We start from the raw sequence: 24009 nt of genomic DNA on the forward strand, positions 1-24009 counted from the left end.
CCAGGACCTTCCACGAACACTAAGGACTGCGCGCGGCCTGGCGGGTTCCTGGCGACACCGCCGACCGCGCTCAGGCGGGCCTGGGCGGCTCGGTCGCGCTCTGGTTCTCGTTATCGTTCTCGGGATCGTGATCGGCGGTGGTCCCGTTCCCGGTCACGTTCATGGACGCGGGGGCAGCGGGGACCGTGGCGCGAGCCCGCTCGGCCTGTCGCGCCAGCGCCAGGTCGAGGCGTTCCACCAGGCCGGCGATCATCAGGCGATGGTGGGCGCTCAGGGCCTGCTGATCCTCGAGGGCCGCCACCAGGGCGTCGCCGGTGCGCCGCACGTCGATGGGCGTGCGCCCCCGGGCGCTGTCGGCGAAAGCGTCCGCCAGGGCGGCGAAGAAGCCCCGGCGCGCGCGGGCGATCGGCGCGCCCTGCAGGTCGTCGAGCCGGCGTCGCAGCTGCAGGCAGGCGTAGCCGACGTCCAGCCCGGTCAGGCCCAGCGCGAAGAGATGGCGCCGTTCCTCGGGCAGGGTGTCGTCGTGGCGCGCCAGGTGCAGCAGGCGATCGGCCATGTGGCCGATGAAGCGACCCTCCGCCTCGTGGATCGTCGAGGCGGGCAGGGCGCGCAGGTCGCGGGCGATGGCGCCGACCAGCCGCCGCCTGCGAAGCCCGGGGCCGAGGGCGGGAATCATGCGGAACCCCGCGACCACCGTGCCCAGCCCGACCAGCACGGCGATGGCGCGATTGAGGAAACCGTCGAAGGAGAAATCCATGCCGTTGCCGGGCATGGTCAGCAGGATGTTGCCGATGGTGAAGGCGAGGCAGTAGCCCATCAGTCGCGGATCGGCGGCGCCGAGCAGGCCCAGAAACAGCGGCGGAAGCAAGAGCAGTACCAGCAGCGGGAAGCCGCTGGCCTGAGCCAGCAGCACGTGACCGAACAGGAAGGCACAGGGCACCGCCGCCAGCATGCCCTTGGCGAAGGTCAGCGAGGCCGCAGCGGGGTCGTCGCGGCTGGCGAAGAAGGCCGAGCCCAGGGTGCCCATCAGCATCGCCACCTGGCCGTTGTCCCAGCCGCTAGCGATCCAGAAGGCGGCGAGGGTCACGAACACGGCACCGGCGCGCAGGGCATTCAGCGCGGCGGCCAGCCGGTCGCGATGCCAGGCCAGGGGGGCGGCGCGCAGGCGCCGGTCGATGGGGTGGGCGATCGCCTCGCGGGCGTCGAGCATGACCAGGGCATGGCCGAGGATCTCGCGCAGGCCGTGCATGACGCGCTGCTCAAGCGGCGAGGCGGCTTCGTCCTCGTCGGCCTCTCCTCCTTCGACCATGGCCCGTCGGCGCAGCGCCTGCAGGCGGCTGCGCGCCGGGGCCACGCCCGACGCCTCGGCCGCCTCACGAAAGCCGTCGGCAAGCTCGGCGGCCAGCTGGTGTAGCCGCGGGTCCAGCGGCGTTTCCGCGTGCTCAAGGAGCTGCTGCAGGGCGTGAAGCCGCGCCACCAGGTGCAGGGTGCGGCGGGTCAGCACGTGGCTGGCGCGAATGCGGCCGGGGCCCTCCGGGCCCTCGAAGCGGGCGGCCTGGCTGTCCGCCTCCAGCTGGGTCAGCGGCGCGAGGCTCGCGGTCAGGCTCTCCTGCAGCGCAGCGAGATCGGCGCTGTTCGCGAGGCGCTGGGCCGCATGCCGGAAGGCCTGGTTGACGACGCGGTCGGCCTGTTCGGCCAGATGGTCGCGCACCTTGATGGGCCACAGCAGCGAGCTGACCAGGGTGGCGCAGAGCGCCCCCAGGGCCAGTTCCGACAGCCGAGCCACGGCGATGGGGAAGATGCTGCCGGGCTGGCTGGCGCCGATCACCACGATCAGCATCGCGGTGACGGCGCCCATGATGCAGCCATAGGCGGCATTGCCGCGCCGCAGCGAGCTCGCGTAGGTGCAGAGCATGATCCACAGCGTCAGCAGGATCAGCGCCGGCAGCGGGGCCTGGCCGAACAGCCCCATGATCGCCACGCCCACCAGGCAGCCGACCAGGGTGCCGCCGAGCTGGCTCAGGCCCTTCTCGATCACCATGCCGCTCATCGGGCGAATCTGCAGGAAGGCGGCCGAGATCAGCGCCCAGTAGGGGCGCTCCAGGTCGAACCACAGCGCTAGATAGAGCGCCATCAGCATCGCCAGGCTCGCCTTGGTGGCGAACTTGAGCGACGCCGCGGACGGCGTCAGGTAGGCCTCGACCCAGGGCGACATGCGCGCCTACTTCGCGGGCTCGAGGATGCGCACCGTGGCCGTCATGCCGGCGCTCAGGATGATGCCCTCGGGGATGTCGTCCAGGGCGATGCGCACCGGAATGCGCTGGGCGAGGCGCACCCAGCTGAAGCTGGGCTGAACCCGGGGCAGAAGCTGGGCGTTGGGGTCGGTGTTGGTGTCGGCGATGGCGCGGCCGATGCTGTCGACCCGCCCGGCAAGCTCGGTATTGCCGCTCATCAGCGTGATGCGGGCAGGCTCGCCCACGCGGATCGCGTCGATCTTGGTCTCCTCGAAATAGCCGGTGACATAGAACGAGTCGGCCTCGACCAGCGCCATCACCGGCGAGCCCGCGTTGACGTAGTTGCCCTCGGCCAGCTGAAGGTTGAGCACGTGGCCCGCGGCGGGGGCCCTGACCGTGGTGCGCGCCAGGTCGATGCGGGCGCGCTCGAGCTCAGCCTGCGCCTGGGCCAGGGAGGCGGCGGCCACGCGGTTGTCGATGCGCGACGACTCCCGGCGCTCGGCGCTGATGGCCTGCCGGCTCAAGCGGTTGCGTCGCGAGGCCTCGTGTCGGCTCAGCTCGAGCTCTGCCTGGCGCTGTGCCACCACCGCCTCGTGGGTATCCACGGCCGCCCGATAGCGGGTCGGGTCGATGCCAAACAGCGTATCGCCCGCCTCGACCCGCTGGTTGTCGGTGATCGCCAGGGTGTCGACGCGCCCGGCGACGTCCGGGGCGATGGTGATCACCTCGGCCCGCACGCGGCCGTCCCGGGTCCAGGGGGTATACAGGTAGTAGTGCCAGAGCCACAGGCCGGCGGCGATGGCCGCGGCCACGACGGCCAGGGTCACGAGGCTGCGAAGCAGTGTGTGCATATCAGAGCGTTCCGTCGGTGAAGGCGGCGAGGTAGGCGATGGCGGCGGTGCAGATCACGAACAGGGCGGTATCGAACCAGGCCTCGAACCATGGGCGTGAAGTGCCCGGCAGCCGATACAGCAGGGCACGCAGGATCAGCGCGACCAGGAATCCCAGCAGGGCATAGCCCAGCAGGGGAGAGAGATAGATGCCGCCCAGAGCGATTTCCCGAAGGCCCATGTCTGCTCCTGACGCGCCGAAGATCGTGGTGAGGGATGGTCGTGCCAGCTGGTTGTTATAGATAGCAAGCTAATTAAAAGCGGCCATCTTAGCAAAGGCTGACTCGCCGCACACCCGGGGAACGCCCCGCGCTTCACAAAAGGGCGGCGCGACAGGTCGTAGCTATAGATCGTCGCCACGGCTCTTCCATAGCTCTTCACCACAGCACATGGAGACGTGACGTCGCGATCGGGCGTCACGCAGGGCTCGAGAACCGCATCAGAATAGAGGCCCTGCGGCGACGCCAACGGCGCGTGCGACGCGCAGGGTCAAGGATCGAAATGCCAGCCCTGTGAGCGTAGACGGCACTATCGAAGAACAGCCAGAACGGATCGCGCTCAACGACGCCTGCGAGGTTCGGTTCGCCAGGGCGGGGAGGCGCTTCCGGCGCGGCAAGGGGAGGCGGCCGGCTTGGCGCCGACCTAAGAGGCCCGGTCCGGGACGGGGCCTCAGCTCATCGAGAAGGGCGGTTCATCGAGAGGGGCGCTATTGGTTGGCGGCGTCCTGGGTCTTCTTGCCGACGTCTTCCAACGCCTGGCCGATGCGATCCAGGGCGCGGGAGGCGCCTTCCTGGGTGCTCTCCCAGGCGCTGGCGGCGCCCTCCTTGGTCCGCTCCCAGGCCTTCTGGGCGCCCTCGCGGGCGTTCTGCCACCAGTCGTTGGTGTAGGCCGGCTGCTCGGCGAGCTCTGCCTCGCTCAACTCGACGTTCACCCGGTACTCGATCTCCTCGAGGTCGTGGCCGTTTCGCGTCTCGACGGTGAACTTGCCGGCCTCGATCACGAACTGCTGCTCCCCCTTGAGGTCGAGCAGGGTGCCGGTGTCGATGACCAGGGCGCGCACGGTCATGTCGTTGTCGAGCAGGATGTCCTGGACCTCGCCGACCTGGGCGCTGCTGCCGGCGGCGTAGACGTCGGCATCGAGCAGTTCATCGGTGGAGTAGAGGCCCTGGGGAGCGGCCATGGCGCCGGCGGATAGCGCCAGGCTGCCGGCGAGCAGGGCGCCGAGGGTGGCGGTACGGGTGGCGTGATGCAGGGGCTTTCCGTGAATCATGTGTTCTCTCCTTGTTACAGGCTTCTCTAACAGGCCGTTGGCAGCACTCTCCTGGAAGCCGGGTCGCTGCCACAGGGCCGGTGCTACGGGATCGCTATGTAGCTTAGCCAGATTCGGCGGCGTGCCGTGACGCCGCGTCCCTTTGTGCGGAGCGGAGCCGTGCGGGTTCACCGCTGTGCGGTAACGGACTGTTACGGCCCGCGCCCTATCGCGGTGGGCGTGTGCACATTTAGGGTGATGACCACATCTTCGAGAGGAGGCGTTCTCATGATCAAGGCGAGCATACGCCAGCAGGGCACCATCCACTGCTTTCCCGCGGGCCTGCGCGACGAGAAGGGCCGGCTGGTGAACGCCGAGGTCTCGGCGGTGGCCTTCGATGGCAAGCGCCTGCTGATGGCCAGCGACAAGCCGATTCCCGGCGAGGCGCGCTCCGCCTGCTTCGCCCTGCCGATCTACGACAGGGGCCCCGACGACACCCGCCTCGACTACTTCACCCAACCGCTGATCAAGCAGGCCGAGAAGTACGAGGACTTCGCCCTCACCGCCGACGGCCGCAACGTGCTGGCCACCACCGGCTTTGATCGCATCGACGACGCGAGCCATGCGTTGAACGACTACAACCACCTGCTGATCTGGCCGCTGGGCGAGCCGGACAAGGTGCAGGTGGTGGATCCCGACCCCCGCGACGGCGTGGAGGGCTCGTTGGAGCTGCGCGGCAAGCTCAGCGGCGCCATCGGCTTTCCCTACTACAAGATCGAGGGACTCGCGGCGATCCCCGGCGAGGGCGGCGACGGCCTGCTGCTGTTCGGCATTCGCGAGCAGGGCAACGCCCATGACGACTTCGCCTACGTCAGCCGGGTGGTGGGCGCGCACTACCGGATCAGCGAGAGCGGCAACCTCGAGTTCCTCGACGAGATGCGCGAGTTCTTCGCCTTCGATCCGGGCCACCATGAAGGGGTGCGCTTCGAATGCGGCCTCTCGAGCCTCGAATACGACCCCTACCATGCCCGGCTCTACCTGCTGACCAGCTTCGAGACCGAGCACGCGGGCGAAGAGCACATCGGCGGCTATCTTTGGGAGCTGAGCCTCGCGGAGTTCCGCGCCGGCGAGACCCCGCGGCTGGTGACCACTCCGGAGGGCACGCCGCTGGAATTCGAGCACAAGGCCGAGGGCCTCGCCGTGCTCGATCACGATCGCCTGTTCGTCGCCTACGATAACGACCGCCACTTCGGGCTCGGCAGCGTGGACGAGCGCGACGAGCGCCACGCCTGCGAGGCCCCCTACACCATTCTGAAGTTGGTCGGCGGCTGAGCCGATCGCGGATGCGTCGCGCCGAGGGCGATATCGCCCTCGGCGCTGGCCTCGCCCATCGGCTTTCGCTATCATACGGCTGCGTCGCTCGGCGCTTCCGGAAAGGGCCTATAGCTCAGTTGGTTAGAGCAGGGGACTCATAATCCCTTGGTCGCAGGTTCGAGCCCTGCTGGGCCCACCACTTCGCATTACCTCTCCTTCCTGATCCCGCCTCGCCGGGAGAATTCGTGCTGCCCGCATTGCAACCCCTGCCGTGCCTGCTATTCTCAAGATTTTCCTAATGCTTTGTTCTGATTCCGAGTATCCGCCTCGAGCTTTTGCTGCGAATGGCATAAGCCAGGAGATGAAAGCGAGAAGACGCTCAAGCAGACAGGGACGGATACCGACTAGCTGGAAAAGCAGCGGCGAGGTGGTACCAGGGCGGCAGGCTCCAGGGATAGGAGGTCGGCCTTGAGCATCGCAGGGACAACACGGAGGGAGTCGTGATGGGGATGGAAGATCGAGAGTACTACTGGGAAGACCGGAAGCGTCGGGAAAACAAGTTCGATAAGAGTGATACCTACTCCCGGCCCAAGGAATTGAGGCGCACGGGAGTTGGAAAGCCAGGCCAGGTGCACCCTGATGTGAATAAGCAGCAATGGAAGCTTCTTCTTTCGTTTTTTTCAGGGGGGTTCTTTACGTTCTGGTTTGTCATGATTGTCTTGAATCTAAATGCCAATATACTGTTTTGGCCATTTGAGATGACAAAGAAAGTACTAGTTATGATGGGGCTTTATAGCAACTGAGCCTTAATGTATGCGGAAGACGTTCAAAGAGATAGGGACGGATGCCGACTAGCCAGGAAGGCTGTGGATAGGTGGTGCCAGGGAGGATGGCAAAATGCGTGAACTTCAAGAATTCTATAACGCGATGTTTTACTTTGAGCTAATGGCGGGGGCTTTGATCCTCGCCTTTTTTATATTTTTTGGGTGGTGCTCATACGTATACGTAATCTCTCGAAGGGATTGGTTTGAAGAGGATGTGAAAATAAGAAGTGCTGAGAAAAGCTACAATCTGGCGAAGGCTGAACAGATAAGGCTTGAGTCTTTGGCTTTGAAAGACAGGCTAGAGAAAAATGGGATAGATACGAAGCAGAGCTTCATGTAGGGAAGTAGAAGCAGCCAGGGATGGATGCCAGTTAGTCGCTAAGGCATCGTTAAAGTTATAATAAAGAGGCCTGGCTTAAGGATGGTAGACAAGTATTGACATGATAATCCTGTGGTCTGCTTTTTTAGTAGTTTTGAGGAGTTAAGGGATGAGTGATTTAGGGAATGTGGGCGAAGCTGACTTTAAAAAGTGGTGCCATCAAGCCGATTTGGCAGTAAATGTAGCTTTTGTTGATAAAACGGGTTGGGATTTTATCGTTGAGTTTCCACTTGAAAGTTCCCTTGCTATACGTGATATTCATACCTCGCCCATTCAGTGTAAAGTTCAAGTTAAGTCCACCAAAAGCAGACGCAGAAAACTCAGTATCGAGCTTTCTAATTTGAAGAGGCTCGCAACAGATCCTAAGCCAGCTTTTATTGTTTTTATCGAATACGATGAAGATGATGAAGCTGAATCTGCTTATCTCGTTCACTTTGACGAAGAGCTTGTTTCTAGGGTTTTGAAAAGGCTGCACGAGATTGAGCAGGGTGAGGAAGTAAAAAAATTGAACGAAACTACCATGACTGTAAAGTATGGTGAGCAAAATAAAATGGAGTTTGCTAACGGGAGAAGCTTAAAAAAAGAAATTTTAAGCTGTGTGTCCGGAAGGCTCGACGATTATGTAGAAAAAAAGTTGATGCACCTAAAAACCTGTGGGTATGAAAGTGGGGCTGGAAAGCTAACTTTCAAAGCAAATTGTGGTGAAGATCTAAATTCACTTGTGGAGATGTCTCTTGGGTTAAGAGATCAAGTTGAAATATCAAATGTCATAGGTTTTGAAGAACGTTTCGGGATTCCGGCAAAGCAGCCTTTTACAAATGAAGATCGTGGTTTTTTAAGCTTGTCTGTTGAACCTGATGGAGAGTGCATATTAATTTTTAAAGAAAGCAAGCTTTCGCCAGGACTCTCTTTCAGAGCATCTCTTTACAAGTCGCCGTTTAATCCGGGGGTGCCAGATAGCTATAAGGCGATACGCCTGAAAGGTAGTTTTTTTTGATATAAAAATGAACCCTTTTGCTAATCGTGCAAATTGTAGTTTTTCTTTTTCTGAGGAAAAGAGTTATAGGGTTAAAGAGCTTCGTGATGCTGTCATGTTAATGAAGCTGTTAACTACCTCTGATGGTGATCTTTTTATAGAGTTCGTTCTTGATGGAGAGAGCTCTGGGTCGTTTAGAATTGGTAAAAATAATAAGGTTTTTGAAAGTGAAGATGATTTGATAACTTTGGAGTGCTGTCTAAGGTTGGTGGACTATTTTAGTATTTCTGATAGTGCTATGATTACTCCGAAAAATGTAGTTGAGCAAGAGGGGTATGTTAGAACAATTGACAGGATTGTTAATGGAGATAAGAGTGGGCTAGGTGTTAGCTTTGAAAGTCTGGAAGGTTTTTCTGGATCTGAGAAGCCTGATGCTCCTGTGGCATGCGTTTTCTTTGTGACATCCCCGTTGGGTAATTATATTGTTGGGATTTTTGTGGTTGCTGTAGGAGAGATTGAGCCTGAAGAAGGCGGAGGATATAAGCTTGTTGTTGATGATGTTTTTCTTGAGAGAAAAATAGCTGTAGGTAACGGAGTAGAAATAAAAAAAGAAGATGTAGAAGAGGAAAGGGATCGCGTTATTGAAAAATACGAATCGAGTTATTTTGTTATAAATGCAGTGAGTTGATCCTTTTCTTGGCGTTTTGCAACGGTGTCTACATGCTGTCGACGCCATAGACACATGAAGGTCGGTATAGGCGTGTTAGTGAGTTTTAAGTCATTGATGTTGCTGGTGTTGGAAAACAATGGCATGTCTTGGGCCTAACTCATAATCCCTTGTTCGCTGGTTTGAGACCTACTGGACCCACCATGCCATTTGGCAATCACGTCGCCTTTTATTACCCCTCTTAAAATACCCAGCTGGCCAGCACCACCACGGCGCCGAAGGCCGCCACGCCGGCGGCGACCGGCCAGCCGAGGGTACGCGTGCGCCACCACACGGCCAGCGTCGCGAGCACGCCGATCCCGGTCGCGAGCCAGGAGACGGCGTCCGGCGCCTTTGGCATCAGCGAGGTGCCGAGCACGGCGGCGATCATCAGCGGTCCCAGGATGCCGAGCCACTGGGGCATGGCGTCGATGCCGTCGTCGTGGTCGAGCCGCTTCAGGCGACGCCGCATCCACAGCATCGGCAGCAGGCGCATCAGCAGGGTACCGACGGCCGAGGCGATCACGGCGATCCACATGGCGCTACTCATGGCGGGCTCCTTTCGCGGCGGGGCGGCACTTCACGGCCTGGAAGCACAGCGCCCCGCAGGCGGCAGCGAGGGGAATCGCCAGGTTGGTGAAGCCCGTTACGGTCAGGGTGAGGGCGCTCAGGATGGTCAGGCTCAGGGCCAGGCTCCAGCGCCGTGAGGTGAAGCGGGGCACCACCAGCACGAGAAAGAGGGCCGGCAGGGCGAAAGGCATGATCTCGCCGAGCAGCGGCCAACGTGCCATCAGCTCCTCGCCGGCGAGGGCGCCCAGGGCGGTGCCGGCGATCCAGCTTGCCCAGGCGAACAGGGCGGCGCCGGTGAACCAGCCGAGTCGCTGCGCTTCCGGCAGCTGCGGCAGGCGGGTGTGCGCCAGGGCGAAGACCTGGTCGGTGAGGGCGTGCATCAGCCAGGGCCAGGCGCGGCTCGCCGTTAGCCAGGGCGCCAGGTTGGGGGCATAGACCACGTGGCGCACGTTGATCAGCAGCGTCATGACCACCACCAGCCACAGTGGCGAGCCGGCGGCGGCCATGCCGACGAACAGGAACTGCGAGGCGCCCGCATAGACGAGGGCCGAGATCAGCACCGCCTCCTGGGCAGTGAAGCCCGCCTGGATGGCGACCAGCCCGAAGGAGATGGCCACCGGCACGTAGCCGCCGAGCAGGGGGATCGCCTCGCGCATGCCGGTCAGCCAGGGGCGCGGAGACGAGGAGACGGCCTGCTGGCTCATCGCGGCACCTCCCCGTGGTAGACCACGCTGACCAGCAGGGTGGCCCAGTCGTCGCCGGTGCGGTAGCAGTGCGCGCGGTCGGCGGCGAAGGTCAGGGTATCGCCGGCGGCGAGCTGGCGGGTGTCGCCCTCCGGCCCGGCCTCGAGGTGGCCGCTGATCAGGGTCAGGGACTCCCGGGCGCCGGGAGTATGCGGCTCGGCGACCCGGGTCGTGAAGGGCGCGCAGCGCATCCAGTAGGCATCGACCTGGGGGCTGTCCTTGCCCTGATCGATCAGGCGCACCTCCACGCCGTCCTCGCCGAGGGGCACGGCGATGGGGGCGACCAGGGTGCCGAAGGGCACCTTCAGCTGCACCGCCAGCCGCCAGATGGTGTCCAGGGTGGGGTTGCCGTTGCCCTGCTCGAGGCGTGACAGGTTCGACTTGGCGATGCCGGCGGCGGCGGCCAGCTGCGACAGCGACCAGCCTCGGGCCTTGCGCAGGGTCTGCAGGTGCTGCCCCAGGGTGCTGAGGGAGGGGGTATCCATGACAGGCGATCTCGTTGTTCCTTTTATCGAACGTTCTATCTAGAGAACGTTCGCCTGTCAACTATCTTCCTGGCCGCGGCCGGAGGCCTCGGGGAGAGCGTTGCCCGTGCCGGGCGGTTCGAGCGGCGCTGCTGAGACCGAGCCCTCGTTGAGGCGACCTGCTACCGCCCCCGTGGGGCGGCTGGTAGGCTTGGGGCTTCCCGTCCGTCATAAGCACCCGCCCGCCATGGAAATTCCCCATCAGCGCCTGATCTATTTCCAGCTGACCGTCGAGACGGGCTCGATCCGCGCCGCGGCGTCGCGGCTTGCCATCGCGCCCTCGGCGGTGAGTCGCCAGATCGCGCTGCTCGAGACCGCGGTGGACGCCACGCTGCTGGAGCGTCGTCGCGACGGCGTCTGTCCCACGCCAGAAGGGGAGCTGCTGCTCGATTACTGCCATCGGCGCACCCGCCTGGATCGCCACTTCAGTGATGCCCTGGACGCCTACCAGCGCCTGGAAACGGGGCAGATCACGCTCTACGTGGGGGAGGGCTTCGTCGGCGACCTGATCGGCCATCCGCTGCGCGAGTTCACCGAGAGCCATCGCGGCATTCGCCTGAAGATCGATACCGGCAGCACCCGGGAGATCATCGAGGCGGTGGTCAACGACGAGGCGCATATCGGCCTGATGTATCACGAGCAGGTGCATCCGCACCTGCGCTTCTGGCAGTCGACCCGCCAGCCGCTGGTGCTGCTGATGGCGCCGCATCATCCGCTGGCCGAGTCGGGGAGCGATCCGCTCACGCTGGCCGCGCTGGCCGACCACCCTCTGGCGCTGTGGCATCCCGGCCACGGGGTGCGCGAGCTGGTGGACCTGGCCTTTCGCGAGGCCCATCAACCGCTGACGGTCGGCATCCAGACCGGCTCGCTGGAGGTGCTCAAGCACTCGGCGCGGGCCGGGCTCTGCGCGACCCTGCTGCCGCGCTTCGCCGCCGCCCGCGAGCTTGAAGAGGGCTCGCTGGTGGCCCGCGACGTGCTGGGCCAGCACTTCACCCAGGCCAACGCCCACATGGTCACGCGGGTCGGCCGGCGCATGCCCCGGGCGGGGCTGCAGCTGCTGCGCCACCTTCAGCACTGGATGCGCGCCTTCCGCTGCGATGACGTCACCCTCGACGCCTAGGCGGGCTCACGCCTCATCGGCGGTGGTCACGAACCAAAAAACCGCCCCGATCGGGGCGGTTGAGTACATGAAGGCGGGGTCGAGGCGGTCCGTCTTGACGTTCAGGGCCAGGTCCTCGCCGGCGGTGTAGCGGCGCGCCTCGACGAGATCGCCGTCGCCCTAGGTCACCGCGTGTTCCTCGAAGCGCAGCAGGGTCCCGCCCAGCACCGTTGGAGCGATGTCGCAGATCTCCGGTGAGATCGGCTGCCAGGCGATCCCGTGGGCGGCCCAGTGGGCCTCGGCCGAGGCCAGCGACGCGCAGGCGAGGCTCAGCGCCACCGCGCGAGTCGGCTCGGGCTCGAGGCCGCCCAGCAGCGGGAAACGCTCCTCGATGGACGCGGGCGTCAGTAGATAGGCGTTGCCTTTTTCCGTCTCGATGCAGTAGCCCCCCTGGCACCTACTGACGCTCTGCTCGCCATGAATGGCGCGCAGCGCGTGGACGTCGCGCTCGGGGTCGGCGCTGACGTACCACAGCGAGTTGATCTCCCGGGCGGTGTTGGGGTGAGGCTCGCGGGTCGTCGCGGTGCGAAAGAGCTCGGGGCGCAGTTGCTGGCACAGGAACTGGGTCAGCAGCGGGGCTTCTGGCCGATGCACGATGGTCAGGGCGACCCCCACCTCCTCATCGCGTCCGTCCGGCAGGTGGGCGAGGCGGCGAAAGACGATCGGCGCTAGCGGCGTGGCGCCCCGCGCCTCCAGCGTCTGGTGGTCGCGGGTCATCTCCTCGCTGTCGATGGCCACCATGGCGATGCCTTCGCCGAGGGTCAGACGCTCGGCGATCTGCTGGCCGAAGGCGAAGCCGTTGTCGTCGCGATAGCCGAGCCGTTCCGGGCGACCGATACCGATCAGCTCGATGAAGTTGCGCGGGAAGAACAGCAGATGGTTATCGGTACCCCAGGGGTGCTGATGACGTGGCTGCACGTGAAAGCCGAGCCGCCGCGCCTGTTCGGCGCTGGCGGCAAGGTCATGCACGGCGATCAGCGGATGATCGATGCCGAAGCTCATCAGGCGCCCGCCTTGACGGTCTGACCGTCGCCGTAGCCCATGGCGGCGGTGGCGTGGGCGGCGGTCTCCACCCAGACGCTGCGCGGCAGGGTGTATTCGCGCAGGCCGTCGAGGCCGCTGGAGCGACCATAGCCGCTCTCGCCGAGCCCGCCGAAGGGCGACATCACGTTGATGGTCTTGTAGCTGTTGACCCAGACGGTGCCGGCGCGCAGCTGGTGGGCGATGCGCAGCGCCTTGGCGGTGTCGCGGCTCCATACCGCGCCGGCCAGGCCGAAGCGGGTGGCGTTGGCCAGCGCCACTGCCTCCTGCTCGTCGCGGAAGGTCATCACCACCAGCACCGGGCCGAACACTTCCTCGTTGGCGATGGTCATCTCCGGGGTGACGTCGGTGAGGATGGTCGGCGCCAGGAAGTAGCCGTCGGCGGTCTCCTCCGGCAGGCCGGCCGGGGCCTTGCCGCCGGTCAGCAGGGTGGCGCCCTGGGCGAGGGCCTCGTCGATCAGCGCGTGAACCCGCCGATACTGGGCGGCGTTCTGCAGCGGCCCCATGCGCGTGGCGTCATCGGTGGGCAGGCCGACGGCGATCGCCTCGGCGGCGCGGGCCAGGCGCTCGGTGAACGCGGGCAGCAGGCTCTCCTGGAGCAGCAGGCGCGAGCCCGCCACGCAGCTCTGTCCCGCCCCGGCGAAGATGGCGGCCTGGGCGCCGCTGACCGCGTCCTCGAGGGAGGCATCGTCGAACACGATATTGGCCGACTTGCCGCCCAGCTCCAGCACGCTGGGCACCAGGCGCTGGGCGCCGGCCTCGGCGATGCGCCGCCCGGTCTCAGGGGAGCCGACGAACACCAGCTTGGCGATGCGCGGGTGAGCGGTCAGCGCCTGGCCGGTGGTGTGGCCCAGGCCGTTGACGATGCCGATCAGGCCCGCCGGCAGCCGACCGCCGCGCTCGACCAGCATGGCGATCAGCGCCGAGGTCAGCGGGGTCAGCTCCGAGGGCTTGAGCACCGCCGCGTTGCCCGCGGCGAGCGCCGGGGCGAGCTGCCAGCCGCAGGTGAACATCGGCGCGTTCCACGGGGTGATCTGGCCGACCACGCCGTAGGGGATGCGCTGCACGTAGTTGAGGTGGGTGGTGGGCACGTCGATCACCTCGCCGTGCTGCTTGTCGCACCAGCCGGCGTAGTACTCGAACATCTCGCGCACCTTGGCAACTTCGCCGCGGCAGTCGCCCACCGGCTTGCCGGCGATCAGGCTCTCGAGCCGGGCGAGGGCCTCCTCGTGGCCCTCGAGGCCGCGGGCGGCGCCCTGCAGGCGGCGGCCGCGCTCGCTGGCGGTGAGCGCCATCCACTCGACCTGGGCCGCCGCGGCCGCCTCGATCGCCTGCTCGACCAGGGCCGCGCCGGCGTCCCGGTAGCTCAGCAGCGGCGCGCCGGTGACGGGATCGATCAGGGTGATGGTCTCGCCGTCGCCCGCGATCAGGCGGCCGGCGATCCAGTTGCTGGCCGGGGCGGCGGGATCGATGCCGAAGGCGTCGAGATGCTGGGCGATGGCCTCACGGGCGCGCTGGGTCAGGGCATTACTCATGATGAGGACTCCTCGGAAGGGGCGGTGGTCGCGGACGGCTGGTCGGTGGCGGCGTAGCGGTGAGCGGCGTCGAGCAGCGAGCGGGTGATGGCGTTGAAGTCCTCGCCGTCGGGCAGGCTCTCGGCGTCGGCGTGCCAGGCCTCGACCACCGCGCCCAGCAGCCCCTCGGGCATCTCGAGATCGCCGGCGGTCTGGCGGGCCAGGCGCAGGTCCTTGCGCATCAGGCCCATGGTGAAGCCCGAGTCGAAGGTCTCGGAGAGGATCCAGCGCGGGAAATTGACCTCGCTGACGGCGCTGCGCCCGGAGCCGCTGTTCAGGCCCTGCAGGCAGGCTTCGGGGTCGACGCCGGCGCGGCTCGCCATGGCCACGGCCTCGGCGGTGGTCAGCAGGTGCGCGGCGCACAGGTAGTTGTTGGCGAGCTTGACCACGTGGCCGCTGCCGGGACCGCCGACGTGGGTGGCCTTTGCCGAGAGGGCGTCGAGCACGGGCTGAAGGCGGGCCACGGTGGCGGCGCTGCCGCCCAGCAGCATGCCGAGCTGGCCGCTGATGGCGCCGGCCGGGCCGCCGCTCACCGGGGCGTCGAGCCATTCGAGGCCCTTGGCCTCGACCTCTGCCGCGAGTCGGCGGGTCACGCCGGGATCGCTCGTTGAGGTATCCATGATCACGCTGCCCGCGGGGGCGAGGGCGAGCAGCCCCGGCGATTCCTTCAGCACGCGCTCGACATGGGCGGAGGTGGGCAGCGACAGCAGGTAGATATCGCTGGCGCCCAGGGCCTCGGGCGCCAGGGTGGTGACGCCCTCGTCGGCGAGGCGCTGGCGGGCGGCGGCGTCGATGTCGCTGCCCTGCACGGTGAAACCGGCGCGATGCAGGGTCAGGGCCATGCCGCGGCCCATGTTGCCGAGTCCGATGACGGTGATGGTCGTGGTCAAGGTGCACTCCTTGTCGTTGTAAGTCGGAGAGATAGGTGATGGCGGTGAGGTGATGGACGAATGGCCAGGCGTGTTCAGGCGCGCAGGGGCGTCCAACCGTGCCGGACGCGAGGCGTCCGGACGGGTGGGCTTGCTTGAAGTGGCGGTGTCGCTCGGTCGAGGAGCGGCGGGGATCAGGGTGCTGGACGATCGCCGAGCAGGTGCTGCACCAGCTGCACCCAGTAATCCACGCCGATCGGCGTCAGCCGGTCGTCGAAGTCGTAGTGCGGGTTGTGCAGAGCCGCGCTCTCCTCGCCGTTGCCGAGCCAGATGTAGGCGCCGGGGCGGGCGTTGAGCATGAAGGCGAAATCCTCGGAGGCCATGCTCGGCGGCAGGTCGCGATGTACCTGGGTGATGCCGGGCAGCGAGTCGAGGATCTCGGCGCAGCGCTCGGCATGCTCGGGCACGTTGATGGTCGCCGGGTAGCGGGGCTGATAGTCGAGATTTGCGCTCAGGCCGTGGAACTGGGCCAGGGACTCGACGGCCTCGTGGAAGCGCTGCTGCAGGTGCGCGCGCAGCGGCTCGTCGAAGCAGCGCAGGGTGCCGCGCAGCTCGACCGTCTCGGGAATGACGTTGAAGGCGTCGCCGGCGTGGAACTGGGTCACGCTCAGCACCGCGGTCTGGTGGGCCGGCGTCTCGCGGCTGATCAGCCCCTGCAGCTGCGACACCAGCTGGCAGGCGGCGAGGATCGCATCGGTGCCCAGGTGCGGCATGGCGGCATGACACCCCTTGCCTTGCAGGGTGAGGGTGAAGACGTCGAAGGCCGCCATCACCGCGGTGTCGTGCACTGCCGCCTCGCCGATGGCGAGCCCCGGCCAGTTGTGCACGCCGTAGACGGCTTCCATGGGGAAGCGCTCGAAGAGCCCCTCTTCGACCATCACCCGGCCGCCGCCCTCGCTCTCTTCCGCGGGCTGGAAGATGAAGTGGACGCGGCCGGCGAAGTCGGGGTCGCGAGCCAGCTGGCAGGCGGCGCCGAGCAGCATGGTGGTGTGGCCATCATGGCCACACGCATGCATCTTGCCGGGGGTGGTGGAGGCGTGGGCGGCGTCGCTCAGCTCGGTGACGTCCAGGGCGTCGATGTCGGCGCGCAGGCCGATGCTGCGCCCCGGTCCGCGCCGTCCTTGAAGGGTGGCGACGATGCCGGTGCCGCCGCCCAGCCCGGTGATGAACTCAATGCCCGCCTCGGTGAGGATCTCGGCGATGCGCCGGCTGGTGCGATGCTCCTCGAAGGCGGTCTCCGGGTGCTGGTGGAAGTCGTGGCGCCAGGCACGCAGGGTGTCGACGTCGGGGGCGGATATCGCGTTGTCGGTCATGGTCGGGCTCACAGCAGCAGGTCGGCAATCAGGGCGGAGGCGAGGAAGGTACCGGTGAAGACCAGCATCGCGATGATCACGAGCTTCCAGCCGGCCTTGCGGAACATGACGAGCTCACGCGGGCTGAGCGCCAGGCCGGCGTAGGCCAGCACCGGGGTCACGATGGCCAGGAAGTTCACCGCGCTGAGCTGCTCGGTCAGCCAGGCGTTGCCCGGGAACCAGGGCAGCGTCATCACGATGCTGACCAGCGACACCCAGGCCACGCCCGGCAGGTAGAAGGGCGCGAAGCGCGTGATCACCAGGCCCAGCATGGTCATGGCGTAGAGGATCAGCATGCCCGGCAGGGCGGTGATCAGGTCGGTACCGTTGACGGTGTTGGCCACCCAGCCCACCACACAGGCCGCGGCCATGGCCAGGGCGGTCTTCGGCAGGTTGCTCTCCGGGCGCTCCTCTTGCGGGGCATCGCTCGGCGCGTCGTCGGCGCTGAGGCCGCCGGTGACCTGGGCGCCCGCGGGCTTGGCCTGGCGCTTGCCGGCGGTCAGCAGGGTGTAGAGCTTCTCGGCGACGGGCAGGGCGATGAACAGCGACAGGTAAAGCCCCGTGGCGTAGGTCATCAGGTTGCTGGCGCCGGCGAAGGCCAGCAGCTCGTCCTTCATCTCGGGCAGGGTGCCGGCGATGGCCGCCGAGCAGGCGGCGACCATGCTGCCGCTGCCCACGCCGCAGGCCATGGCCAGGGCGCGCGGGTCGAAGATCTCCAGCGACGTCAGGTAGCCCGCCATCAGCGCGAACCACAGGGTGCCGAACATGGTGCCGACCACGTAGGTGCCCATGACGCCGACGCCCTCCGGGCCCTTGAGGCCGTACTTGTCGGAGATGACGGCGATATTGGGCTCGCGGGCGATGGAGTAGGTGGCGCCGATGGCCTCGCGGCCCATCTTGAACACCAGCACGGCCAACGGCATGGCGATCAGCATGGTGCCGAGATTGCCCAGCTCCTGCAGGATCAGCGCGGGACCGGCGTCAATCAGGTCCTCGATGGCCGGGCCGATGGTCGAGCCGAAGCGGGCGATGAACGGCATGATCGACAGCAGGATCAGCGGCCCGGCAGCGTGGCTGACCCGGGACGGCACGAACCTCCCGGCGGTCCGCGTCACGTTGGGATTGAGCAGCACGCCGAGGATGAACGCATAGAAAAGCGGCAGCAGCAGCAGGGTGCCGGGGCCCAGCGGAAGACGCTGGATGCCGATGAATTCGGAAAGCAGGGCGGTCACGACGACCAGCGCATGCAGGCGCCAGTCGAGCAGGCTTGAGAGGGGCATGAATCGTCCTTTTTACGGATGGAGTTGTAGTTATGCTTTATCAGCACCGTACCCATCCGAGTATTGTGAAGACCCCTGCGCTAATGAAAGATGGATCGTGTACTGATTTTTAGACTCCCCCTGACAGCCCCGTCGGCAGCGGGGCGATAAGAGGGGTGATAGAGGAGGCGAAGGGAGCAGCGGAGTTAACGACGCGCGCGGGGGTAGCGGAAGGGACGAGCGAGGTGATCGAAGGGAAACGGCGCGAGTCGGCGTTGCCTATCGCGCGTTACGCTGCTGCAGCTTGTCGAGCTCATCATCGTCGAGGGGCGCGCCGCTATTGGCCACTTTCGGCAGCGCTTCGCTGCTGACCACGCGATCCCTGCCGGCTTCCTTGGCGCCATAGAGGCGACGGTCGGCGCGGGTATAGAGGTGTTCGAAGCTGTCGCCTTGCCGGGCCTCGCTCACGCCGATGCTGACGGTGAGCCGATGGTCTCCGGCCTCCTCCGGCAGCGGCATGGCGCGGGTGGCGCCGAGGATCCGTTCGGCGAGCTGCCGCGCGGCCCGGCCATCGGTGTTCGGCAGCAACACCGCGAACTCCTCGCCGCCCATGCGGGCCACGGTATCCAGGCGACGCACCTGGCGCTGGAGGGTCTCGGCGAAGGAGGTGAGCACCTCGTCGCCGACCGGGTGGCCGTAGGCGTCGTTGACGCGCTTGAAGTGGTCCAGGTCCAGCAGCATGAGGCTTAGCGGTGCGTCGTGACGTTGGCGGCGGGCAAACTCCTGCTCGGCTACCTCCTGCAGGCGCCGCCGGTTGAAGAGCCCGGTCAGCACGTCGGTATGGCTCTGATGGCGCATCGCGTCCCGCTGGCGCTGCAGGCGCAGCATCATCAGCATCACCGCGCCGACGGCGAGCACCACCATCACCAGCAGCGACACCACCGCCAGGGTGAGCCACCCCATGGTCTGGCGCTGGTCGGCCGAGGCCTGTTGCACGAGATGATTGAGCTCGCTGTAGCTCCAGGCCAGCCCCCCTTCGATCTCCAGGCCGAGCTCGCGCAGCCGCTCGATCTCCCGCTCGTCGAGGCCGTCGCGCTGGACCTGCACGAACTGGCCCAGCAGGGCCTCGAGGCGCGTCTCGACGTGGCTCAGCTCCTCCAGCAGCGGCGCATAGTCGCGCCGATCGAGGTCGCTGCGCAGGACCTGGATCCGGATGTTCTCGATACGCCGGGGGATGCGCAGCAGCAGCTCACCGAGCTCCTCCTGATGGATCCGGTGATCCGGGTGCTCGTTCTCCAGGCGCGTCAAGGCCGTGAGCAGGCGCGCGGGATCCTCCTGGGAGCGGACCACATCGGCGACCATGGCGGTGTAGTCGGCCCCGACGTGCTGTCGTGCCTGGGCGGCGTAGTAGACGATCGCCACCGCGCATACCGAGGCGAGCAGGCCGAAGGCCAGCAGCAGACGACGGCGCAGGGCCCTGATCGGGGCGTTCGTCATCTCGCGCTGATTTCCTCGAGCGCCCAGATCCAACGGTTCATCGGCATGCTGCCTTCCATCACGGCCTCGGCGTCCTCGGGGACCACCAGCATCAGCGGGCCGAGCCGGTCCACCCCGATCGGCTCGCCGTCGAGCCGCGTTGCCAGCAGGTAGGCCTTCTCCTGCCGCTGGGCCAGGGTGAGGAAGGTGGTGTAGCCATCGTCGGCGATGAAACGCACGCGTCGCGCGTCTTCCAGGCCGTTCGCCGTCAGGAAGGCGTTCAGCCAGACGCCGGAGAAGCGGCCCTCGGGTCCCTCGGGGTGCTGCATCTGGACGTGATGCAGGTCGTCGGTGGCCTCGATCGCCGTGAGCGAGAACCCTTGGCTGTCGCTCCCCTGGGTGAGGGTCAGGACCGGGGCGTGCGGGGCGACGTCGTCCGCGGCGTGGGCGCTCATGGCCAGCAGCAGCGACAGCCCCAGAAGGGGATGCAACAGAGCGCGCGCGAGGGAGCGGTTGACGCGGCGGCAGGCGGGCAGGAGGGAGAGCATGGCGTCAGCGCTTCCTGTTCGGTCGTGGGCGGCGTGCCGGTCTCCGATCACGCGACACCGGTTACGAAATGTATCTACAGGCCCTTACTATCTTAAATGACGCCGACGCTGTCTATCTTCAGTCGTGATTCTGCCTCAACTTTATCATTCTTAATAATGATTCGTTGATTAATATTGAGAGCTGTCAAGGGATGGTAAAACTCATTACTTCGACAGCCGGAGCGCGGCAGGACGCCGCTGGGGCGGGGTATCGACGGGCCAGTCCGCCGATGGCGCGCGGCCCCGTGATGAGCACGGGGCCGCGGCGTTTTATCCAGCAGGCGTTTCACTATCTATCAGGCCTTTGTCGATCAGGCCTGGGCGTTCTCCTCGCGGCGGCAGGCGGCCGCGGTGAACAGCACGTCGGTGGAGGAGTTCAGCGCCGTCTCGGTGGAGTCCTGCACCACGCTGATCACGAAGCCGATCGCCACCACCTGCATGGCCACGTCGGTGGAGATGCCGAACAGGTTGCTGGCCATGGGAATCAGCAGCAGCGAGCCGCCGGCCACGCCGGAGACACCGCAGGCGGCCAGCGCCGAGACGACACACAGCAGCAGGGCGGTGGGGAAGTCGACGCCGATGCCCAGGGTATGAGCGGCGGAGAGCGTGATCACGGTGATGGTGATCGCCGCGCCGCACATGTTGACCGTCGCGCCCAGCGGGATCGAGATGGCGTAGGTGTCGGCGTGCAGCTTCAGGCGCTTGCACAGTTCCAGGTTGACCGGGATGTTGGCCGCCGAGCTGCGCGTGAAGAAGGCGGTGATGGCGCTGCCGCGCAGGCAGGTGAAGACCAGCGGATAGGGGTTCTGGCGGGTCTGCCAGTAGACGATCAGCGGGTTGGTGACCAGGGCGACGAACAGCATGCAGCCGACGATCACCGCCAGCAGGTGGCCATAGTCGAGCAGGGCGCTCATTCCCGATTCCGCCAGGGTGTTGGCGACCAGGCCGAAGATGCCCAGCGGGGCGAAGCGGATCACCAGGCGCACGATGTTGGAGACGGCGTCGGACAGGTCGCCGAGCATCGTGCGGGTGGCGTCGCTCGCCTGGCGCAGCATGATGCCAAGGCCGATGGCCCACGCCAGGATGGCGATGAAGTTGCCTTCCATGATCGCCGTGACTGGGTTGGCAACGGCGTTGAGCAGCAGGTTCTGGAGGATCTCGATGATGTCACCGGGCGGGTTGCCGCTGACCTCGGGGCGATCCAGCGCCAGGGTGGTGGGGAACGCGAAGCTCGCCGCCACGGCCACCAGGGCGGCGACCAGGGTGCCGATCACGTAGAGCACCAACACCGAGCGGATGTGGGTCGGCTGCCCCTTCTGGTGGCTGGCGATGGCCGCAGCCACCAGGACGAACACCAGGATCGGGGCGACCGCCTTCAGGGCGGAGATGAACAGCTGGCCCAGCAGCGAGACCGATTGGGCCGTCTCTGGCGAGAGGATGGCGAGCAGAATGCCGCAGACGATGCCGATGGCGATCTGGGGGATCAGCCCCAGTCGCATCAGCGGGCGGCCGAGGGTTTGCAGGGTGGCGATCATGGAGGATCTCTCGGGAATTGTAATGGGCGGACAGACGCCTCCCTGCCGGGACGGCTCGAACGGTCGCGTCGGCGGCGCCGATAAGCGCAGCGACGCGCCGCGCGAGCCGCCCCAGGCGGGTAGCCGAGACAGGGGGCGTCTGCGTGGCGCGCGCGATTCTAGCAGCAATTATCGCCGGGATGGGCGAATTATCTGATTAAGCGAGAGAATTCAGTCAGTACCACTGTTCAGGCGACGATCGGCGGTGGCCGAAAGGGCTGGGTCTCATCGCCATGGCGCGGCAAGGCACGGCGTGGAGCGGCGCGAGCCCGAGGCCCGGGAGGCCGGAGGTGGATAGGACAGCAAGTAGATAGATAGCAGGTAGAAAGCAGAACGCAGAAGGCAGGAGGCGGTAGGCAGGAGTCAGGAGGCGGTAAGCAGGAGCCAGGAGGTGATGCGACCCCGCCCGAGCGGGCGAGGTCGCGGGGGCGCTATGGAGAGCGCATCAGGGGGAGCGCGTCAGGCGGGAAGCCGCTCGGCCACGGCATCCAGGAAGCCCTGCATGTCGACGAGGGTCTCGGCGGCCGGATCGGTGGTCTTGCCCTTGAGGTCGCCAGTGATGATGCCATCGGCGACGGTGTCGATCAGCGCAGCCTTGAGGCCGGTGGCGTAGTCGACCAGGGCCGCGTTGGCCTCGCGCTCGCCCAGAGTCTCCAGGGCGTTGGCCACGGCGAAGATCAGCGCCGAGGAGTTGAAGTGTGCCTCGCGGCCGTCGCTCTCCAGGTACTTCAGGTAGAGGTCGTGGGCGGTGCCGTGGGGCGCCTCGAAGAGCATGGTGCCGTTCTTGCTCTCGATGATCGAGCTGGCGGTGGCCAGGCTGCCGCCGAGTGCCGCGGAGATGTCCGAGAAGATATCGCCGTCGAGGTTCTGCGCCGGGTAGAGGGCGTTACGGGGCGGATCGGTGATCATCTTGATGAGCTGCCGCGAGGGCCGCATGATCATGAACGACGGGGGCGGCGTGTCGGCTTTCGCCAGCTCGCGGCGCACGTCGGTGATCGCGGTGCTGAAGACGTCGTCGTACTCCATGTACTCGCGCTTGAGGCCGAAGTAGACCTCCTTGTCCTTGCGCGAGGCGTCGCGGAACACCTGGAAGACCCAGTCCCTGATGGCCTCGTGGTCGTTGGACATCAGCAGGATGGGGTCGCCGCGCTTGACGTGGCGCGCGTGCTTCTCCTCGCCGTCGACCACCACCTTGAGGATGCCGTCCTCCAGCGCGGGCGCGTTGTAGCTGCCGTACTGATCGCCGCCGCCAGCGCTCATCCGCGACAGCGAGACGTGGGCCTTGCGCTTGGGAATGCCGTGGATCTTGAGCTGCTCGACCAGCTTGTAGAGCTTGCGGCCGGTGTTGTTGTCCGGCACGCCCCACAGCGCCCGCTCGGGCGGGTTGGCAACGAGGCGCGCGGCCTGGGCGTCGATCAGCTCGTAGTGATAGGCGAGCCCCAGCGCCTCGACCTGCGCCTGGTAGTGATCGCGGTAGATCTCCTCGATGGCGGCCCGCATCACGCCGTCGTAGCCGGCGATCACGGTGTCCTTCAGGCCCAGGTAGATGTCGCGCTTCTCGTCGACGGCGCGCTGAAAGAAGCGGTGGGCCCAGGCCTTGACCTGGTCGATCTCGTTGGTGGCGAGCAGCCAGGGATCGCCCTTCTTCACCTCACGGCGGTGCAGCTCCACCGGGTCGCCGCTTTCACCCACGAACAGCAGCTTGACGATGCCGGTGGCGCTGGAGAGCTCGTTGAAGCTGTCCTTGATGCCGCCGCCGTCCATGGTCTCTACCTCGATATCGCGGCCGACCCACTCGGGCGTGTTGAATTCGAGGTTGCGGAACTGGATGTCCTCGCGGGTGATGTTGCCGCCGATGCCCTTGCGGATGGCGCCGTTGGGCGACTTGGTGGCCAGCGGATGCAGGGTGGTGCCATCGAGCTCGGGGTGGGCGGCCAGCAGCTCGCCGAGCTGGGAGCGGTTCACGGTCATGCCCGCGTTCTTCACGCCCACGCCGTACTGCTTGAGGGCCTCGATGGCATCGATCACCGCCTGACCGTTGGTGACGAGGCGGTTCTCTGCGGTCAGGTCGATCTCCACGAGGTCGACGTCCAGCCGGGAGGTCACGAAGGTCTCGAGGATGCGCTCGAAGGCCACCTGCGCCATCTCGTCGCCATGCAGGATGACCAGGGGGGCTGACACGTTGATCTTGCTGCTCATCACGCTTCCTTTGGTTGAGGTGATGGGATGGGAGGGTAACGAATGCTCATAGGGTACGCCTGCCGTCGAAGCTCTGCCAGAGATCGCCCTGGGCCAGAGATCGCCCCGTGCCGAAGGTCACCCCGCCGCGGGCCGTGGCCCGAACAGGATGATGCCGGCGCCCATCACACACAGGCCCGCGCCGATCAGGTCCCAGCGGTCGGGCAGGCGCTGCTCGACCAGCCATAGCCAGGCCAGCGAGGTGGCGATGTAGACCCCGCCGTAGGCGGCGTAGGCGCGCCCGGCGTAGTCGGCCCCGGAGAGGCTCAGCAGCCAGGCGAAGAGCGCCAGGCTGGCGAGCCCCGGCAGCAGCCACAGGGCCGACTTGTCCAGCCGCCACCAGGCCCAGACGCTGAAGCAGCCGGCGATCTCGGCCAGGGCGGCGGCGACGTAGATCGCCAGGGTGGTCAT

Annotated in this window: 23 protein-coding genes and 1 tRNA gene; 7 read left to right on the top strand and 17 right to left on the bottom strand. The window is 65.8% G+C overall.

The annotated features are described in order from the left end of the window. Nucleotides 1–70: 70 nt before the first annotated feature. The 4 genes from ABE957_RS08720 to ABE957_RS08735 all read right to left on the bottom strand — a co-directional run bounded on the left by ABE957_RS08720 (nucleotide 71) and on the right by ABE957_RS08735 (nucleotide 4394). Nucleotides 71–2215: an FUSC family protein gene (locus ABE957_RS08720; protein WP_349758275.1), complete on the bottom strand. Its 2145-nt coding sequence runs from the start codon at nucleotides 2213–2215 to the stop codon at nucleotides 71–73. A gap of 6 nt (nucleotides 2216–2221) precedes the next feature. Beyond that, nucleotides 2222–3085 carry an efflux RND transporter periplasmic adaptor subunit gene (locus ABE957_RS08725; RefSeq protein ID WP_349758276.1) on the bottom strand — a complete coding sequence of 288 codons (864 nt, stop codon included), beginning with the start codon at nucleotides 3083–3085 and terminating at the stop codon, nucleotides 2222–2224. 1 nt (nucleotide 3086) lies between these two features. Beyond that, nucleotides 3087–3305, bottom strand: a complete 219-nt coding sequence (locus ABE957_RS08730; RefSeq protein ID WP_349758277.1) for a DUF1656 domain-containing protein — start codon at nucleotides 3303–3305, stop codon at nucleotides 3087–3089. Nucleotides 3306–3830: 525 nt separating this feature from the next. Next, nucleotides 3831–4394, bottom strand: coding sequence for a PRC-barrel domain containing protein (locus tag ABE957_RS08735; protein WP_349758278.1), 564 nt, complete (start codon nucleotides 4392–4394; stop codon nucleotides 3831–3833). 267 nt (nucleotides 4395–4661) lie between these two features. Between ABE957_RS08735 and ABE957_RS08740 the strand changes: the two genes are divergently transcribed. The 6 genes from ABE957_RS08740 (at nucleotide 4662) to ABE957_RS08765 (ending at nucleotide 8554) form a co-directional block, all read left to right on the top strand. Further along, the gene (locus ABE957_RS08740; protein WP_349758279.1) at nucleotides 4662–5705 is read left to right on the top strand and encodes a hypothetical protein; all 1044 of its coding nucleotides are present in this window, start codon (nucleotides 4662–4664) and stop codon (nucleotides 5703–5705) included. Nucleotides 5706–5809: 104 nt separating this feature from the next. Continuing rightward, a tRNA-Ile gene (locus tag ABE957_RS08745) sits at nucleotides 5810–5886 on the top strand. Nucleotides 5887–6190: 304 nt separating this feature from the next. Further along, nucleotides 6191–6490 carry a hypothetical protein gene (locus tag ABE957_RS08750; protein ID WP_349758280.1) on the top strand — a complete coding sequence of 100 codons (300 nt, stop codon included), beginning with the start codon at nucleotides 6191–6193 and terminating at the stop codon, nucleotides 6488–6490. Nucleotides 6491–6584: 94 nt separating this feature from the next. Continuing rightward, nucleotides 6585–6851: a hypothetical protein gene (locus tag ABE957_RS08755; RefSeq protein WP_349758281.1), complete on the top strand. Its 267-nt coding sequence runs from the start codon at nucleotides 6585–6587 to the stop codon at nucleotides 6849–6851. Between the two features lie 148 nt (nucleotides 6852–6999). Beyond that, nucleotides 7000–7887 carry a hypothetical protein gene (locus tag ABE957_RS08760; protein WP_349758282.1) on the top strand — a complete coding sequence of 296 codons (888 nt, stop codon included), beginning with the start codon at nucleotides 7000–7002 and terminating at the stop codon, nucleotides 7885–7887. A gap of 7 nt (nucleotides 7888–7894) precedes the next feature. Further along, nucleotides 7895–8554 (top strand): hypothetical protein, encoded by a 660-nt coding sequence (locus tag ABE957_RS08765; protein WP_349758283.1) that lies wholly within the window; start codon nucleotides 7895–7897, stop codon nucleotides 8552–8554. Between the two features lie 220 nt (nucleotides 8555–8774). On the opposite strand, the gene ABE957_RS08770 is transcribed toward ABE957_RS08765, so the two are convergent. The 3 genes from ABE957_RS08770 to ABE957_RS08780 are packed head-to-tail and all read right to left on the bottom strand — an operon-like array spanning nucleotide 8775 to nucleotide 10370. Next, nucleotides 8775–9122, bottom strand: a complete 348-nt coding sequence (locus ABE957_RS08770; protein WP_349758284.1) for an AzlD domain-containing protein — start codon at nucleotides 9120–9122, stop codon at nucleotides 8775–8777. Continuing rightward, nucleotides 9115–9846, bottom strand: coding sequence for an AzlC family ABC transporter permease (locus tag ABE957_RS08775; protein ID WP_349758285.1), 732 nt, complete (start codon nucleotides 9844–9846; stop codon nucleotides 9115–9117). Before ABE957_RS08775 ends, ABE957_RS08770 begins: the two co-directional genes overlap by 8 nt. Continuing rightward, on the bottom strand, nucleotides 9843–10370 hold the full coding sequence (locus ABE957_RS08780; protein ID WP_349758286.1) for a helix-turn-helix domain-containing protein: 528 nt from the start codon (nucleotides 10368–10370) through the stop codon (nucleotides 9843–9845). The genes ABE957_RS08775 and ABE957_RS08780 overlap by 4 nt, the downstream gene beginning before the upstream one ends. 226 nt (nucleotides 10371–10596) lie before the next feature. Here ABE957_RS08780 and ABE957_RS08785 point away from each other — a divergent pair, with 226 nt between their 5' ends. After that, complete coding sequence (locus tag ABE957_RS08785) at nucleotides 10597–11529, top strand: LysR family transcriptional regulator (protein WP_349758287.1); 933 nt, start codon at nucleotides 10597–10599, stop codon at nucleotides 11527–11529. Between the two features lie 159 nt (nucleotides 11530–11688). Here ABE957_RS08785 and ABE957_RS08790 read toward each other — a convergent pair whose 3' ends face one another. The 10 genes from ABE957_RS08790 to ABE957_RS08835 form a co-directional block, all read right to left on the bottom strand. Beyond that, complete coding sequence (locus ABE957_RS08790) at nucleotides 11689–12570, bottom strand: VOC family protein (protein ID WP_349758288.1); 882 nt, start codon at nucleotides 12568–12570, stop codon at nucleotides 11689–11691. Then, entirely contained in the window at nucleotides 12570–14144 is a 1575-nt protein-coding gene (locus ABE957_RS08795) for an aldehyde dehydrogenase family protein (protein WP_349758289.1), read from the bottom strand. The genes ABE957_RS08790 and ABE957_RS08795 overlap by 1 nt, the downstream gene beginning before the upstream one ends. Beyond that, the gene (locus ABE957_RS08800) at nucleotides 14141–15073 is read right to left on the bottom strand and encodes an NAD(P)-dependent oxidoreductase (protein ID WP_349758290.1); all 933 of its coding nucleotides are present in this window, start codon (nucleotides 15071–15073) and stop codon (nucleotides 14141–14143) included. Before ABE957_RS08800 ends, ABE957_RS08795 begins: the two co-directional genes overlap by 4 nt. A 173-nt stretch (nucleotides 15074–15246) precedes the next feature. Next, a complete protein-coding gene (locus ABE957_RS08805) occupies nucleotides 15247–16425 on the bottom strand; it encodes a M20 aminoacylase family protein (protein WP_349758291.1) in 1179 nt (392 codons plus the stop codon). A gap of 8 nt (nucleotides 16426–16433) precedes the next feature. Beyond that, nucleotides 16434–17744 carry a DUF3100 domain-containing protein gene (locus ABE957_RS08810; protein WP_349758292.1) on the bottom strand — a complete coding sequence of 437 codons (1311 nt, stop codon included), beginning with the start codon at nucleotides 17742–17744 and terminating at the stop codon, nucleotides 16434–16436. A gap of 258 nt (nucleotides 17745–18002) precedes the next feature. Continuing rightward, on the bottom strand, nucleotides 18003–19220 hold the full coding sequence (locus ABE957_RS08815; RefSeq protein ID WP_349758293.1) for a GGDEF domain-containing protein: 1218 nt from the start codon (nucleotides 19218–19220) through the stop codon (nucleotides 18003–18005). Then, nucleotides 19217–19747 carry a molybdopterin-dependent oxidoreductase gene (locus ABE957_RS08820; RefSeq protein ID WP_349758294.1) on the bottom strand — a complete coding sequence of 177 codons (531 nt, stop codon included), beginning with the start codon at nucleotides 19745–19747 and terminating at the stop codon, nucleotides 19217–19219. Before ABE957_RS08820 ends, ABE957_RS08815 begins: the two co-directional genes overlap by 4 nt. A 350-nt stretch (nucleotides 19748–20097) precedes the next feature. Continuing rightward, a complete protein-coding gene (gene sstT, locus ABE957_RS08825) occupies nucleotides 20098–21321 on the bottom strand; it encodes a serine/threonine transporter SstT (RefSeq protein ID WP_349758295.1) in 1224 nt (407 codons plus the stop codon). Nucleotides 21322–21819: 498 nt separating this feature from the next. Continuing rightward, nucleotides 21820–23559 carry an isocitrate/isopropylmalate family dehydrogenase gene (locus ABE957_RS08830; protein ID WP_349758296.1) on the bottom strand — a complete coding sequence of 580 codons (1740 nt, stop codon included), beginning with the start codon at nucleotides 23557–23559 and terminating at the stop codon, nucleotides 21820–21822. A 117-nt stretch (nucleotides 23560–23676) separates the two neighbouring features. Next, a complete protein-coding gene (locus ABE957_RS08835; RefSeq protein WP_349758297.1) occupies nucleotides 23677–24009 on the bottom strand; it encodes a YnfA family protein in 333 nt (110 codons plus the stop codon).

The sequence above is a fragment of the Halomonas pelophila genome (genome assembly GCF_040196315.1).
Lineage (GTDB): Bacteria > Pseudomonadota > Gammaproteobacteria > Pseudomonadales > Halomonadaceae > Halomonas > Halomonas pelophila.

What these genes read in the sequence shown, in the direction of transcription:
- ABE957_RS08830 (WP_349758296.1), bottom strand. Translation starts at nt 23,559, where the DNA reads ATGAGCAGCAAGATCAACGTGTCAGCCCCCCTGGTCATCCTGCATGGC.
- ABE957_RS08785 (WP_349758287.1), top strand. Translation starts at nt 10,597, where the DNA reads ATGGAAATTCCCCATCAGCGCCTGATCTATTTCCAGCTGACCGTCGAG.
- ABE957_RS08835 (WP_349758297.1), bottom strand. Translation starts at nt 24,009, where the DNA reads ATGACCACCCTGGCGATCTACGTCGCCGCCGCCCTGGCCGAGATCGCC.
- ABE957_RS08820 (WP_349758294.1), bottom strand. Translation starts at nt 19,747, where the DNA reads ATGCTCTCCCTCCTGCCCGCCTGCCGCCGCGTCAACCGCTCCCTCGCG.
- ABE957_RS08805 (WP_349758291.1), bottom strand. Translation starts at nt 16,425, where the DNA reads ATGACCGACAACGCGATATCCGCCCCCGACGTCGACACCCTGCGTGCC.
- ABE957_RS08810 (WP_349758292.1), bottom strand. Translation starts at nt 17,744, where the DNA reads ATGCCCCTCTCAAGCCTGCTCGACTGGCGCCTGCATGCGCTGGTCGTC.
- ABE957_RS08790 (WP_349758288.1), bottom strand. Translation starts at nt 12,570, where the DNA reads ATGAGCTTCGGCATCGATCATCCGCTGATCGCCGTGCATGACCTTGCC.
- ABE957_RS08795 (WP_349758289.1), bottom strand. Translation starts at nt 14,144, where the DNA reads ATGAGTAATGCCCTGACCCAGCGCGCCCGTGAGGCCATCGCCCAGCAT.
- ABE957_RS08780 (WP_349758286.1), bottom strand. Translation starts at nt 10,370, where the DNA reads ATGGATACCCCCTCCCTCAGCACCCTGGGGCAGCACCTGCAGACCCTG.
- ABE957_RS08720 (WP_349758275.1), bottom strand. Translation starts at nt 2,215, where the DNA reads ATGTCGCCCTGGGTCGAGGCCTACCTGACGCCGTCCGCGGCGTCGCTC.
- ABE957_RS08775 (WP_349758285.1), bottom strand. Translation starts at nt 9,846, where the DNA reads ATGAGCCAGCAGGCCGTCTCCTCGTCTCCGCGCCCCTGGCTGACCGGC.
- ABE957_RS08765 (WP_349758283.1), top strand. Translation starts at nt 7,895, where the DNA reads ATGAACCCTTTTGCTAATCGTGCAAATTGTAGTTTTTCTTTTTCTGAG.
- ABE957_RS08725 (WP_349758276.1), bottom strand. Translation starts at nt 3,085, where the DNA reads ATGCACACACTGCTTCGCAGCCTCGTGACCCTGGCCGTCGTGGCCGCG.
- ABE957_RS08740 (WP_349758279.1), top strand. Translation starts at nt 4,662, where the DNA reads ATGATCAAGGCGAGCATACGCCAGCAGGGCACCATCCACTGCTTTCCC.
- ABE957_RS08770 (WP_349758284.1), bottom strand. Translation starts at nt 9,122, where the DNA reads ATGAGTAGCGCCATGTGGATCGCCGTGATCGCCTCGGCCGTCGGTACC.
- ABE957_RS08815 (WP_349758293.1), bottom strand. Translation starts at nt 19,220, where the DNA reads ATGACGAACGCCCCGATCAGGGCCCTGCGCCGTCGTCTGCTGCTGGCC.
- ABE957_RS08755 (WP_349758281.1), top strand. Translation starts at nt 6,585, where the DNA reads ATGCGTGAACTTCAAGAATTCTATAACGCGATGTTTTACTTTGAGCTA.
- ABE957_RS08750 (WP_349758280.1), top strand. Translation starts at nt 6,191, where the DNA reads ATGGGGATGGAAGATCGAGAGTACTACTGGGAAGACCGGAAGCGTCGG.
- ABE957_RS08760 (WP_349758282.1), top strand. Translation starts at nt 7,000, where the DNA reads ATGAGTGATTTAGGGAATGTGGGCGAAGCTGACTTTAAAAAGTGGTGC.
- ABE957_RS08735 (WP_349758278.1), bottom strand. Translation starts at nt 4,394, where the DNA reads ATGATTCACGGAAAGCCCCTGCATCACGCCACCCGTACCGCCACCCTC.
- ABE957_RS08730 (WP_349758277.1), bottom strand. Translation starts at nt 3,305, where the DNA reads ATGGGCCTTCGGGAAATCGCTCTGGGCGGCATCTATCTCTCTCCCCTG.
- sstT (WP_349758295.1), bottom strand. Translation starts at nt 21,321, where the DNA reads ATGATCGCCACCCTGCAAACCCTCGGCCGCCCGCTGATGCGACTGGGG.